Annotated in this window: 12 protein-coding genes and 2 pseudogenes; 5 read left to right on the top strand and 9 right to left on the bottom strand. The window is 69.2% G+C overall.

The features are described 5' to 3' along the window. The coding region (locus GA0115259_RS03780; RefSeq protein WP_093590776.1) for a GntR family transcriptional regulator at window positions 1-268 on the bottom strand (268 nt) is incomplete at its 3' end. A 108-nt stretch (window positions 269-376) separates the two neighbouring features. Here GA0115259_RS03780 and GA0115259_RS03775 point away from each other — a divergent pair. Continuing rightward, window positions 377-1,333 carry a GNAT family N-acetyltransferase gene (locus GA0115259_RS03775; protein WP_093590773.1) on the top strand — a complete coding sequence of 319 codons (957 nt, stop codon included), beginning with the start codon at window positions 377-379 and terminating at the stop codon, window positions 1,331-1,333. A 102-nt stretch (window positions 1,334-1,435) separates the two neighbouring features. Here the strand turns inward: GA0115259_RS03775 and GA0115259_RS41465 are convergent. The 4 genes and pseudogenes from GA0115259_RS41465 to GA0115259_RS03755 all read right to left on the bottom strand — a co-directional run. Beyond that, window positions 1,436-1,531 (bottom strand): annotated as a pseudogene (locus GA0115259_RS41465) (methyltransferase domain-containing protein); the annotation flags it as partial. 108 nt (window positions 1,532-1,639) lie between these two features. Next, complete coding sequence (locus tag GA0115259_RS03765; RefSeq protein WP_093590771.1) at window positions 1,640-3,142, bottom strand: tripartite tricarboxylate transporter permease; 1,503 nt, start codon at window positions 3,140-3,142, stop codon at window positions 1,640-1,642. Window positions 3,143-3,145: 3 nt separating this feature from the next. Then, a complete protein-coding gene (locus tag GA0115259_RS03760; RefSeq protein WP_093590782.1) occupies window positions 3,146-3,742 on the bottom strand; it encodes a tripartite tricarboxylate transporter TctB family protein in 597 nt (198 codons plus the stop codon). A gap of 14 nt (window positions 3,743-3,756) precedes the next feature. Further along, the gene (locus GA0115259_RS03755; RefSeq protein WP_161230274.1) at window positions 3,757-4,740 is read right to left on the bottom strand and encodes a Bug family tripartite tricarboxylate transporter substrate binding protein; all 984 of its coding nucleotides are present in this window, start codon (window positions 4,738-4,740) and stop codon (window positions 3,757-3,759) included. 121 nt (window positions 4,741-4,861) lie between these two features. Here GA0115259_RS03755 and GA0115259_RS03750 point away from each other — a divergent pair, with 121 nt between their 5' ends. Beyond that, a complete protein-coding gene (locus tag GA0115259_RS03750; RefSeq protein WP_176732420.1) occupies window positions 4,862-5,548 on the top strand; it encodes a response regulator in 687 nt (228 codons plus the stop codon). A 60-nt stretch (window positions 5,549-5,608) separates the two neighbouring features. On the opposite strand, the gene GA0115259_RS03745 is transcribed toward GA0115259_RS03750, so the two are convergent. Beyond that, the gene (locus GA0115259_RS03745; RefSeq protein WP_093590762.1) at window positions 5,609-6,415 is read right to left on the bottom strand and encodes a putative protein N(5)-glutamine methyltransferase; all 807 of its coding nucleotides are present in this window, start codon (window positions 6,413-6,415) and stop codon (window positions 5,609-5,611) included. Between the two features lie 428 nt (window positions 6,416-6,843). On the opposite strand from GA0115259_RS03745, the gene GA0115259_RS03740 reads away from it, so the two are divergent. Next, entirely contained in the window at window positions 6,844-7,950 is a 1,107-nt protein-coding gene (locus tag GA0115259_RS03740; protein ID WP_093590759.1) for a lytic polysaccharide monooxygenase auxiliary activity family 9 protein, read from the top strand. Window positions 7,951-7,967: 17 nt separating this feature from the next. On the opposite strand, the gene GA0115259_RS03735 is transcribed toward GA0115259_RS03740, so the two are convergent. Beyond that, complete coding sequence (locus GA0115259_RS03735; RefSeq protein ID WP_093590755.1) at window positions 7,968-8,876, bottom strand: esterase/lipase family protein; 909 nt, start codon at window positions 8,874-8,876, stop codon at window positions 7,968-7,970. A 240-nt stretch (window positions 8,877-9,116) separates the two neighbouring features. Further along, window positions 9,117-9,818: a 2-phosphosulfolactate phosphatase gene (locus tag GA0115259_RS03730; RefSeq protein WP_093590779.1), complete on the bottom strand. Its 702-nt coding sequence runs from the start codon at window positions 9,816-9,818 to the stop codon at window positions 9,117-9,119. A gap of 104 nt (window positions 9,819-9,922) precedes the next feature. Here GA0115259_RS03730 and GA0115259_RS03725 point away from each other — a divergent pair, with 104 nt between their 5' ends. Together GA0115259_RS03725 and GA0115259_RS03720 are read left to right on the top strand one after the other, a co-directional pair. Beyond that, window positions 9,923-10,945 carry an ATP-binding cassette domain-containing protein gene (locus GA0115259_RS03725; protein WP_093590752.1) on the top strand — a complete coding sequence of 341 codons (1,023 nt, stop codon included), beginning with the start codon at window positions 9,923-9,925 and terminating at the stop codon, window positions 10,943-10,945. Continuing rightward, window positions 10,942-11,733, top strand: coding sequence for an ABC transporter permease (locus GA0115259_RS03720; RefSeq protein WP_093590749.1), 792 nt, complete (start codon window positions 10,942-10,944; stop codon window positions 11,731-11,733). The genes GA0115259_RS03725 and GA0115259_RS03720 overlap by 4 nt, the downstream gene beginning before the upstream one ends. Before the next feature lie 3 nt (window positions 11,734-11,736). On the opposite strand, the pseudogene GA0115259_RS03715 reads toward GA0115259_RS03720, so the two are convergent. Beyond that, window positions 11,737-12,093: pseudogene (locus GA0115259_RS03715) on the bottom strand (AfsR/SARP family transcriptional regulator); the annotation flags it as partial.

The following is a 12,093-nucleotide window of genomic DNA, read 5'->3' as shown; positions in this document are numbered from 1 at the left end:
CGGCCTCGCGCTCGGCGGCATCACCGGCGGCGGCGATGAACGTACCGTTCCTGCCACGGGTCTCGATCACTCCGTCGGACTCCAGCGCACGATAGGCCTTGGCGACCGTGTTGGCGGCCAGTCCCAGCTCCTCGGCGAGTCCTCGTACGGTCGGCAGCCGGTATCCCACGGGCAGCGCGCCGGAGCGCGCCCGCGCCGAGATCTGCGTACGGAGCTGCTCGTACGGAGCGGTCGCGGCGGCCGGGTCGATCACGATCTTCAAGGTCACGGCTCGATTCTCCCTCACCGGGAACAGGGCGGCGGAGAAGCGGTGGAGAAACGGAGCCGTGGAAAAAGGGAGGCGGCCCGGCGGAGTGCGCGCGTACCGTGCCGCTCCATGACTGTGATCGTCCGTGACTTCCGCACCGAGGACGCCGGAGCCGTGGTCCGGCTGCGGTGGGCCTGCGTTCCTTTCCAGGTGACGACGGAGGAGGCTCTCCTCTTCGATGTGGCGCACGCCAATCCCGCGAAGAAGTACCGGCTGTTGCTCGCCGAGGAGGACGGCGAGCTGATCGGCTCGGCCCATACCGGCATCGCCTACGACAGCGACGATCCCGGCCAGTCGTCCGTCACCCCGCAGGTCCATCCGGAGCGCCGGGGCCGGGGCGCGGGCTCGCTGCTGCTCCGTACGGCGGAGGAGCATCTCGCGGCCGAGGGCGCGACAAGCGTCTACGCCTGGGCGCTGGACGAGCCGTCGAGCCGGGCCTTCGCCGAGCGCCACGGCTACCGGCCGACGCGCCCGGCGCACTTCCAGCGTCTCGATCTGGCCGGAGGCACACTGCCGGAGCCGCCGCCGCTGCCGCCGGGTTTCGAACTGCGCACGGCGGCGGACTTCGCCGACGATCCCCGGCCGCTGTTCGAGGCCGACGCGGAGACCACGTCCGACGAACCGAGCGACATCAGCACCGACTTCGACGACTACGCGGACTGGCTGAACCACACCTGGAACCACCCGTTGCTGGACCGTGAACTCACCACGGTGGTGATGATCGACGGCCGCGTCGCCGCCTTCACAGCGGCCCAGACGGACGGCCGTACCCGCTACGCGTCCGGCATGACCGGCACACTGCGCGCCTACCGCGGCCAAGGTCTCGCCAAACTCGCCAAAACCTACTCCCTCCACCGCGCTCGCGCAGCCGGCTACACGGGTGCCTACACCGCCAACGACGCCGAGAACGGCCCGATGCTGGCGATCAACCGATGGTTGGGCTACAAGATCTGCGCCTCGGAAATACGCCACGTCCGCGCCCTGAGTCGCCGAACGGGCGAAGACCTGAGTTGCCAAACCGGCTAAGAGGCGGCCGGCTCGGCTATCAGTGCGTACCGCTCGTCGTCCACGGGACGGCCCCAGAGCGCGGGATCGGTGGAGAGGCGCTCATGGTGGACGCGCTCGGTGAGCGGCCTCGACCATGCGCGGTGAGAGATCGACGGCGGTCACCCGGTGCCCTCGCTCGGCTGCGAGCAGGGCCAGACTGCCCGTACCGCAGCCTAGATGCGGCACTGACAACGACGGTGCGAGGACAACAACGGTGCGAGCCGGATGGCCCGCCCTCATGGGGCAGGGCGGGACATCCGGCTCTGGTGGGGCCCGGGGGGCGGGTCAGGCGCTCGCTTTGGGGCGGCGGCGTGTGGTGATCAGTTTCCGTATGCCCGGCCAGGCCAGCAGGAGCACGATCACGGCGTACACCGTCACCGAGAACGGTGTGTTGACCAGGCCGGTCACGCTGCCGTCGCTGATCTGGAGGGCGCGCCGGAGCTGCTGTTCGGCGGCCGGGCCGAGGATGACGCCGATCACGGCCGGCAGCACCGGCAGTCCGTACCGCCGCATCCCGAAACCGATCAGACCGATGATCAGCAGGATCACCAGGTCCAGCGCCTCTCCGCCGACCGCGTACGCGCCGACGGCCGCGAAGAAGAGGATTCCCGCGTAGAGATACGGCCGCGGAATGCGCAGCAGCTTCGCCCAGACCGGCGCGAGCGGCAGATTGAGCGCGAGCAGCAGGACCATACCGACGAAGAGCGAGGCGATCAGGCCCCAGACCAGATCGGGTTCTCGTTCGAAGAGCAGCGGTCCCGGCTGGATGCCGTACTGCTGGAAGGCGGCCAGCATCACGGCGGCGACGGCCGTCGTGGGCAGTCCGAGCGTCAGCATCGACACCAGCGTCCCGGCCGCCGAGGCGGAGGCCGCGGACTCGGGTCCCGCCACGCCCTCGATCGCGCCCTTGCCGAACTCGTCCTTGTGCTTGGAGAGCCGCTTCTCGGTGACATACGAGAGGAAGGTCGGGATCTCCGCGCCACCGGCCGGAATCGCGCCGAACGGGAAGCCGATGACCGGTCCGCGCAGCCACGGCCGCCAGGTGCGCCGGATGTCGTTCCTGCCGAGCCAGGGACGGCCGACCGGGATCGCCTCGCCGGTGGAGCGGCGCAGATGCGCGGCGACCCAGAGGGCCTCGCCGATCGCGAAGAGACCGACCGCGACGATCACCACATCGATACCGTCGGCGAGTTGGAGCGCGCCGAAGGTCAGCCGCTGCTGACCGGTCATCTGGTCGAGGCCGACCAGACCGAGCGTGAGACCGATGAGCAGCGAGGCGAGACCGCGGATACGGGACGAGCCGAGCACGGAGGTGACGGCGATGAAGGCCAGCACCATGATCGCGAAGTAGTCGGGCGCGCCGATGTCCACGGCGAGCGACGCCACGGTCGGCGCCAGTACCACCAGCAGGATCGTGCCGATCATGCCGCCCGCGAAGTGCCCGCCCGCGGCGGCGGCCAGCGCCTGGGCGCCACGTCCCGCCTTGGCCATCGGATTGCCCTCGATCGCGGCCACGACCGCCGCGCTCTCGCCCGGCGTGTTGAGCAGGATCGAGGTGGTGGAGCCGCCGAACATCGCGCCGTAGTAGATACCGGCGAACATGATGAACGCGCCGGTCGGGTCGAGTCCGTACGTCACCGGGAGCAGCAGCGCGACCGCCATGGCGGGCCCGATGCCGGGCAGTACGCCGATCGCCGTGCCGAGCAGCACACCGATCGCGGCCCAGAGCAGATTCATCGGCGTGAGCGCCGTACCGAAGCCGTCCAGAAGGGAGTTGAGGGAGTCCATCGGTTACAGCACCCCCATCAGCGGGCCACCGGGCAGGGGGACACCGAGCAGGTTGTCGAAGACGAAGTAGGTGACGAGCGAGAGGCCCGCGGCGATCAGCGGATCACGGTCGTAGTGGCGGCTGCCGAGCGCGTACGCCGAGCCCCAGAAGAGCAGGGCGCCGGAGACCGGGAAGCCGAGCGGTCCGATGAGCACGGCGTTCGCGAGGAAGACGCCGGCGAGGAGCAGGACCGTACGCCAGTCGCTGGGCTCGCTCAGATCGATGTCCTCGCCGCCCTCAGCCTCGCCACGGCCGCCGCGCAGGACGTCCAGGGTGAGCAGTACGGCGACGACGAGCAGGCCGACACCGACGACGACCGGGACGGTCCTGGGGCCGACCGGGCCGCGCTGGGTGATGTCGACGTTCATGGTGAGCGCGTCGGTGAGGACGAGGACGCCGAGGAGGAGCAGCAGCAGGCTGACACCGATCTCGGAGTGCTCGCGCAGCCATGAGCCGCGCGGGGCGGCCGGTATCTGCGAGGCTTGCAGTGCTTGTGGGGCTTTGGATGCAGGCGTGCCCGGGTTTCCAGACACATCAGATGTACTAGACGAACCAGACATACCGGTCTCGCTGTTCACAGTCCCAGCTCCTTCAGGACGGAGTCCACACGCCGGTCCTCCTCGGCGAGGAACTCGCCGAACTCGTCGCCCGGGAGATAGGCGTCGTCCCAGCCGTTCTTCTCCAGGGACTCCCGCCACAGCGGCGAGTCGTGCAGCGAGTCGAAGAAGGCGAGCAGCTTGGTGCGTTCGACGTCGGAGAGGCCGGGCGGTGCCACGACACCGCGCCAGTTGGTGAAGTCGGTGTCGAGACCGGACTCACGGAGCGTGGGCGCGTCGAGGCCGGGTATCCGCTCGGGTCCGGTGACCGCGAGGAGCCGTAGCTCACCGGCCTTGATCTGGTCGAGGTACTCGCCGAGGCCGGAGACGCCGAAGGCGACCTTGTTGCCGAGGATAGAGGCGAGGAGTTCGCCGCCGCCGTCGAACGGGATGTAGTTGACGGTCTTCGGCGCGATCCCGGCGGCCTTCGCCATCAGCATGGGAGCCAGATGGTCGGGTCCGCCGGGCGAGGAGCCGCCACCGACGGGCACCTTGGCCGGATCGGCCCGCCAGGCCTCGATCAGCTCGCCGATGGTCCGGTACGGAGAGTCCTTGCCGACTACGACGATGTCGGACTCCTCGGTGATCCGGGCGATCGGTGTCGTGTCGGCGAGCGTCTTGGGCGTCTTGTTGGTGTGGACGGCACCGACCACGCCGAGGCCCATCGACATGGCGAGCTTGCCGTTGCCGTGCTCACCGACGAGCCGGGTGAGACCGACGGTGCCGCCTGCGCCCGGCAGGTTGAACACCTCGATGTTGTGGGTGAGTTCTCCGTCCTCGGCGTTCTTGGCCATGGTGCGGGCGGTGATGTCGTAACCGCCGCCCGGGGTGTTGGGGACCATGAACCGCAGGCCGGGTATCTGCGTACCGGTGTCCGCGCCACTGCCCGACGAGAGCAACGGCGGCCCCACCAGCACCAGTAGCGCCGACCCGAGCAGGGCCAGAGGGGTGCGCAATCGCACGTCTGCCGCCTTTCGGAAAGCTTGTGAAGTGGGCCACATGTTGCCTGTGCGTTAACAAGCTGTCTCGCTTCCGGAATCAACGGACGTTGTGGTCATTGAGGTCGCGGCTTAGCGTGTCGGCGTGACGAAAGTGCTGGTGGTGGACGACGACTTCATGGTCGCGAAACTGCACAGCCGCTATGTGTCCGCGCTGGACGGTTTCACGGTCGTCGGAGTGGCGCACAGCGGGGCCGAAGCGCTGCGCGCGGCCGAGCGGCTGAGGCCGGATCTTGTCCTGCTCGACATCTATCTTCCTGATATGGACGGTATCGCCGTACTGCGCGAACTACGGGCGGCGGAGGAGCGGGACAGAAGCCGGGTCAGCGTCGACGCGCTGTTCATCACAGCGGCGCGGGACGCGGGAGTGATCCGCGCGGCGCTGCGCGCGGGCGCGCTGCACTATCTGATCAAGCCCTTCAACCAGGGCGCGCTTCAGGAGCAGTTGCGGCACATCGCCTCCCTGCGTACGCGTCTCGCCGCTCTCGGCGAGGCGCGTCAGGAGGACGTCGACCATATCTTCGGCACGCGCCCGCCCGGCAGCCGCGCACTGCCCAAGGGCCTGGCGGCGCACACGGCCGATCTGGTGGAGGGCATTCTGCGCAAGCACAAGGACGGTCTGTCGGCGACGGAGTGCGCGGACGCGGGAGCGCTGTCCCGGGTGAGCGCCCGGCGCTATCTGGAGTACTTCGCGGAGACGGGCCGGGCGGAGATCTCCCTCCGCTACGGCGGCACGGGCCGCCCGGAACGCCGCTACCGCTGGACGGGCTGAGGGCTTCCCGTACCGCCTGGCCGCCATGGGCCGACGACCCGAGCCGCACCGAAGCCGGGCTCAGACCGTCGGCACCGGGACCGGTCTGGTTCCGATGACCACCGTGGCGTACAGCTCCTCCGAGCGGGCCACACGCGGGACCAGTCCGCTCTCCGCGAAGGTCTCCACCGCCAGGGCCGCCTGACGCTCGCTCGTCTCGACCAGCAGGGAGCCGCCCGGCGCCAGCCACCCGGGCGCGCCCGCCGTCACCCGCCGCAGGACGTCGAGCCCGTCCGCGCCACCGTCGAGGGCGACCCGCGCCTCATGTATCCGGGCCTCCGGAGGCAGCAGTCCGACCTCCTCGGTCGGTACGTACGGCACATTGGCGAGCAGTACGTCCACCCGGCCCCGCAGCGCGCCGGGCAACGGATCGTAGAGATCGCCCTCGTACACCCGGCCGCCGACGGCGTCGACATTGCGCCGCGCGCACCGCACCGCGGCGGGATCGATATCGGTGGCGTACAGCTCGGCCCGGTCCAGGGCCGCGACCAGCGCCGTGCCCAACGCACCCGAGCCGCAGCACAGATCGACCACGACGGCGCGCGGCCCGGCGAGGGCGGCGGCCTCCCGGACGAGGAACTCGGTACGGCGGCGCGGTACAAACACCCCGGGATCCACGGCGATCCGCAGACCGCAGAACTCGGCCCAGCCGAGCACATGTTCAAGAGGCAGCCCGGCAACGCGCCGGTCCACCATCACGGCGAGTTCGGCCGCGGTTCCCGCGGTGGAGACGAGCAGCCGCGCCTCGTCCTCGGCGAAGACACAACCTGCGGCCCGGAGCCTGGTAACGACGTCGGACGGAGCAGAAGATGACGGTGAAGCTGACATGGGGAGCCTTTCGGAATGCCGATGGGCACTCCCGGCGGTCACCTATGTCCGATGAACCGCACGGCCATGGGGAGGGAGCACCCGACCTGCTACAGCGGTAATGGGTCTCGCCTCCTTCGGTAGGTCCGTGCACTGCCTGCAACGGCCTACCCTACCCGAGTCCCCGCCGGGCGCCCGCGCGAGCGGCTGCGTGAACGGCTTCCCGGGCCGCCGCCGAGCGGTCTACGGGACGACGTGCCGAGCGGCTTCCTGAGCCGACTCTTAGGTTCACCTTAACTGCGGCATAAGGATCGCCCTCACCTCGTCCGAGCAGCCGATTCCGGGGTTCTCAGGGGCTAGCTTGCTGATCGCCGGGGCGGCGTTCGACGGGGAGGTCGTCTGTCGCTCCGGCGCGTTCCGCCAGCGCCGTTCCGAAGGAGAACCTGCTTATGACCGCTCGCCGTACGGCCGCCGGAATAGTCGTCCTCGGTCTCGTCCCGCTCGCGCTGACCGGGATCGCCGCCGCTCCGGCCGTCGCTCATGGGTCGCTGACGGATCCGGTCAGCCGGGTCGCGGCCTGTTACGCCGAAGGGCCCGAGAGCCCCAAGTCGGCGGCGTGCCGGGCGGCGGTCGCGACCAGCGGCACGCAGGCGTTCTACGACTGGAACGAGGTCAATATCGCCAACGCGGCCGGGAATCACCAGCGGTTGATCCCGGACGGAAAGCTGTGCAGCGCGGGCCGGGACAAGTACAAGGGACTCGATCTGGCGCGCGGCGACTGGCCGTCGTCCGCGATGACCGCGGGCAACAGGACCTTCCGTTACAAGGCCACCGCACCGCACAAGGGCTCCTTCGAGCTGTATCTCACCAAGGACGGCTACGACCCGGGCAAGCCGCTGAAGTGGTCGGATCTGGAGGCGAAGCCGTTCCTCAAGGTCACCGATCCGAAGCTGGAGAACGGCGAGTACGTCTTCGGCGGGATCGTTCCCAATAAGTCGGGCCGCCATCTCATCTACTCGATCTGGCAGCGTTCGGACAGCCCCGAGGCCTTCTACACCTGCTCCGACGTGGTCTTCGGCAAGGACAACGGCGCTGCGGGCGGCGGCACTCCGGCGACGCCCGCGCCGACGGCCTCCGCGCCCACCGACGAGGAGATCGCGGACGGCGCGGACAAGTCCACCGTCGAACACAACGGCCACGGTGACACCGGCGCACACACCGACACCACCGCCGACACCACCGGTGCTGACACCGACAGCGCCGACACCGGTGACACCGACACCACTGCCACCGCCGACACCGCCGACACCGAGGCCTACGGCGACGCCAACTCCCCCGAGACGAAGGCCGTCGGCGCCGCCGCCGAACAGTCCGCCGCCGAACAGTCCGCCGACGAGCGGCCCGCCACCGGACAGCAGAACCTCGCCGAGACCGGCGGCTCCGGCGCCACCTCGTATCTCGCCATCGGCGGCACGTCGGTCCTCGCCATCGGCGCCGCCCTGCTGTTCGCCGCGGCCAGGCGCAGGGCCGTACCGTCCGCCCGGCACGGCCGCTGACACCCGCGGCGCGCGCGTCAGCCGATCACCGAGGCGCAGGTGGTCGGTGTCGCGTGCGCCGGATCGAGGGCGTTGGTGACCTCGTGGAAGGCGATCCGGTCGATCAGCCCGATCGCCGCGTGCTGGGAGAAGTCCAGCGGGCACAGGTCCTGGAGCAGCACATTGCGTACGTCGGGACCGCTCAGGAACTGTGACCGGTACGGAGTGACGATCTCGTCGTAACGGGTGGCGATCACGGTGTAGCGCACTCCGGGTACGGTGTCGCCGCCCGCGTTGAGCTTGGTGAGGAAAGCGGATCCGGCCACCTGGTCGGCGAGCGCGGGAGTCCTCTCGTTCAGCAGGTCTCCTATTCCCGGGAAGTACCGGAGCAGTCCGGTCAGTCCGAGCAGAGTGGTGCCGTGGTTGTCGGGAGCGAGGCCGACCAGGGCGTTCACCTTGGCCGCTCCGCCGAGGAACTTCAGATAGTGACGCGGCATCATGCCGCCCTGGGAGTGGCCGACGATATCGACCTTCGCGGCGCCGGTGGCCGCGAGCACCTTGTCGACATAGGCGGCGAGCTGTCCGGCCGAGACGTCGATGGGGCCCAGACCGTAGAGCAGTGGTACGCCAGGGAGTTGCCCGTAGTCGAGGGAGAAGACGCAGTAGCCCCGGTTCACCAGATACGGCGCGAGGCCGAGCCAGTTGTCGACGGCGTTCGCGAAGGTGCCGTGAACGAGGACGACCGGGCGGGGATGGGCTGTAGAGGGCTTGCAGGAGTAGTCGTTCCAGCCGCTGCTCGACGCGGAGACAGCGGTGGAGGTCGTAACAGCGGCGGTGGGAACGGACGTCGCGGCGGTGGGGGTCACGGCAACGGCGGGAGTGGCCAGGAAGGTGACGGCCAGCAACAGCGCGGTCAGTGGTCCGAGCGCGCGTTTCCAGGGCAGCATCGTGCGATCTCCTTGCGGCTCAAGGGAAATGGCGATGTCTGTCAGCCCTGTGGCCCGGACCACAAAGATGGTGGCACTGAGCTAAGTTACGCACGGGTAAAGCAGGGAAGGGAAGTTACGCGTCGGTAAAAACTCCAGGACCGGCACAACTCGGCTCAGCCGCCTGCCGCCAGCCCGAACCACCGTCATCGGGGTATGCGGCTGGTGCCGTATACCCGACCGGATGTCGGCTCTCGCTTGTCAGATCGAGGCGTCGCCGGCCGGCGAAAGCACGGCGCACGGACGCAGGACCATGAGCGAGCCTTCCGAGGTCGCCACCATGGCGAAGGGGAACCGGTCGAGCTCAAGACAGAGTGCGACGTCATCCGGGTGGACTCCTTGACGCACACCCTCCGCCAGTTCGGCGGCGGCGCGCGCCGCGCCGGCGCGGCGGAGGAACTCAGCGGCATCCGTCTCAGCCTCGGTGGCTCTCCGAGCGATGTATTGAGCGCACGCCAGATCTTCATCGGCCTGCCCGTCTTCGCCAGTGACCACGAAGGTGACACTGTCACTCTTGCGCGTCCGCAAAAGCTGAGCCGTTGCCTCCGCCACCACGAAGCCGGCGCACAGCACCAGCGACGCCTCCTTGACCGCAAGGGCGCCGACCGTCCCTGCCGTGGTTTTCTGCACAACGGTCCGTCCGCCAAGGTCAACAGACCGCAGCAGGCCAGGCGAGTTGACCATGTCGAACCCAGGAGCGGGCGGACCGTCTTTGAGCGCCACCCAATCCGGGTGGCGAGCCTTGAGCGCGAGGGCTTCGTCCAGCGACTCAGCGAGAACGATCTTTTCCGCCCCCTGGGCAAAGGCCCAGGCAGCCACGGTGAAAGCACGCATGACGTCGACCACGACCGCCACGGACGGGGCTTCGACCAGATCAGCGATGCCAAGGAAACGAGCGTCCATTCCGGTTGTGATCGTACCCCGGGCAACCCCGGGCAACCCCGGTTCCAGGGCGCTGAAACCATGCTGAAACCGCGCTGAACGCGCCCTGCCGCAACCTCTGCGGCATGACGACAACGACATCGCACTCTCTCGCCATCGCGGCCAAGGGGCTGCGCAAGGCCTACGGGGACAAGACGGTCCTCGACGGCATCGACCTGGCGGTGCCGGCCGGCACCGTCTTCTCCCTGCTCGGCCCGAACGGCGCGGGCAAGACCACCGCCGTCAAGATCCTCTCCACCCTCATCACCGCCGACACCGGCGACCTGCACGTCGGCGGCCACGACCTGGCCGCCGACCCGCAGGCCGTGCGGGCCGCGATCGGCGTCACCGGGCAGTTCTCCGCCGTCGACGGCCTGATCACCGGCGAGGAGAACATGCTCCTCATGGCGGACCTGCACCATCTTTCCCGCAGCGAGGGCCGCCGTACCGCCGCCGAGCTGCTGGAGCGCTTCGACCTCACCGAGGCCGCGAAGAAACCCGCCTCCACCTACTCCGGCGGCATGAAGCGCCGCCTCGACCTCGCCATGACGCTGGTCGGGGACCCGCGGATCCTCTTCCTCGACGAGCCGACCACCGGCCTCGACCCGCGCAGCCGCCACAACATGTGGGGGATCATCCGCGAGCTGGTCTCCGGCGGCGTCACCGTCTTCCTCACCACCCAGTATCTGGAGGAGGCCGACGAACTCGCCAACCGCATCGCCGTACTGAGCGACGGCAAGATCGCCGCAGAAGGGACCGCTGACGAGCTGAAGCGGCTCATCCCGGGCGGGCACGTGCGGCTGCGGTTCACCGACCCGTCCTCTTACCAGTCCGCCGCCGTCGCCCTGCGCGAGGTCACCAGGGACGACGAGGCGCTGTCGCTCCAGATCCCCAGCGACGGCAGCCAGCGCGAGCTGCGCTCCGTCCTCGACTGGCTGGACTCGGCCGGCATCGAGGCGGACGAGCTGACCGTACACACCCCCGACCTCGACGACGTGTTCTTCGCCCTGACCGGCGGCACCAGATCCAGCGGCACCAAGACCGGCGACGCCAACATCCCCAGCCACGGCACCGACGTCCCCAACCAGCCCAAGGAGACCGTCCGATGAGCGCCCTCTCCCTCGCCGTACGCGACTCGAACACGATGCTGCGCCGCAACCTGCTGCACGCGCGGCGCTACCCGTCCATGACCCTGAACCTGCTGCTCACGCCGATCATGCTGCTGCTGCTCTTCGTCTATATCTTCGGAGACGTGATGAGCGCGGGCATCGGCGGCGACGGCGCCGACCGCTCCGACTACATCGCCTATATCGTCCCGGGCCTCCTGATGATGACCATCGGCTCCACCGTGATCGGGGCCGCGATATCCGTCTCCATGGACATGACCGAGGGCCTCATCGCCCGCTTCCGTACGATGGCGGTCTACCGCGGGTCGGTGCTCATCGGGCACGTCGTCGGCAGCGTGCTACAGGTACTCGCCAGCCTGGTCCTCGTCGGTGCCGTCGCCGTGGCCATCGGCTTCCGCTCCACGGACGCCACGGCCCTGGAGTGGCTGGCGGCGTTCGGACTGCTCGCCCTGTTTTCCCTGGCGCTCACCTGGATCGCGGTCGGGATGGGCATGGCGAGCCCGAACCCGGAGGCAGCCAGCAACATGGCCATGCCGCTGATCCTCCTCCCGCTCATCTCCAGCGCCTTCATCCCGGCCGACACGATGCCGGGCTGGTTCCAGCCGATCGCCGAGTACCAGCCCTTCACCCCCGCCATCGAGACCTTGCGCGGCCTGCTGCTCGGTACCGAGATCGGCAACAACGGGTGGCTCGCGATCGCCTGGTGCGTCGGCCTGACCGCGCTCGGCTACCGCTGGTCGACGTCGCTGTTCAACCGCGACCCGGAATGAGCGTCAACCGCGATCCGAAGTAACCGCCATGACAGCGCGGGCCGCCTCACGCAGCTCGTCCCGCTCCAGGGCGGCGTACTCCGACACCGCGTCGGAGTACGCCGCCCCGTCGGCCTCCTCGGCAGCCTGCCGGGCACGGGCTTCCGACATCGTCGGCTGGAACTCCCGCATCACCCCCAGCCGTTCGGCCAGCGCGATCATCCGTACGGCACCTGCACCGGCACCGGCACCGGCGTCGCCGGACGCGAGCTCCGCCATGCCGAGGGCGTGCAGCATCGTGCCGAACAAGGGGAGCTCGGAGGGCGAGCCGACCGGATCGGAGAGCAGCGTCCGCAGCCGCTGCCGCAGCCGGTCGACCAC

The sequence above is a fragment of the Streptomyces sp. MnatMP-M17 genome, assembly GCF_900091995.1.
GTDB lineage: Bacteria > Actinomycetota > Actinomycetes > Streptomycetales > Streptomycetaceae > Streptomyces.
The sequence above is the reverse complement of the archived record's forward strand: the minus strand, read 5'-3'. Positions and strand labels throughout refer to the sequence as shown.

What these genes read in the sequence shown, in the direction of transcription:
- GA0115259_RS03765 (WP_093590771.1), bottom strand. Translation starts at nt 3,142, where the DNA reads ATGGACTCCCTCAACTCCCTTCTGGACGGCTTCGGTACGGCGCTCACG.
- GA0115259_RS03760 (WP_093590782.1), bottom strand. Translation starts at nt 3,742, where the DNA reads ATGTCTGGTTCGTCTAGTACATCTGATGTGTCTGGAAACCCGGGCACG.
- GA0115259_RS03735 (WP_093590755.1), bottom strand. Translation starts at nt 8,876, where the DNA reads ATGCTGCCCTGGAAACGCGCGCTCGGACCACTGACCGCGCTGTTGCTG.
- GA0115259_RS03740 (WP_093590759.1), top strand. Translation starts at nt 6,844, where the DNA reads ATGACCGCTCGCCGTACGGCCGCCGGAATAGTCGTCCTCGGTCTCGTC.
- GA0115259_RS03775 (WP_093590773.1), top strand. Translation starts at nt 377, where the DNA reads ATGACTGTGATCGTCCGTGACTTCCGCACCGAGGACGCCGGAGCCGTG.
- GA0115259_RS03730 (WP_093590779.1), bottom strand. Translation starts at nt 9,818, where the DNA reads ATGGACGCTCGTTTCCTTGGCATCGCTGATCTGGTCGAAGCCCCGTCC.
- GA0115259_RS03720 (WP_093590749.1), top strand. Translation starts at nt 10,942, where the DNA reads ATGAGCGCCCTCTCCCTCGCCGTACGCGACTCGAACACGATGCTGCGC.
- GA0115259_RS03745 (WP_093590762.1), bottom strand. Translation starts at nt 6,415, where the DNA reads ATGTCAGCTTCACCGTCATCTTCTGCTCCGTCCGACGTCGTTACCAGG.
- GA0115259_RS03725 (WP_093590752.1), top strand. Translation starts at nt 9,923, where the DNA reads ATGACGACAACGACATCGCACTCTCTCGCCATCGCGGCCAAGGGGCTG.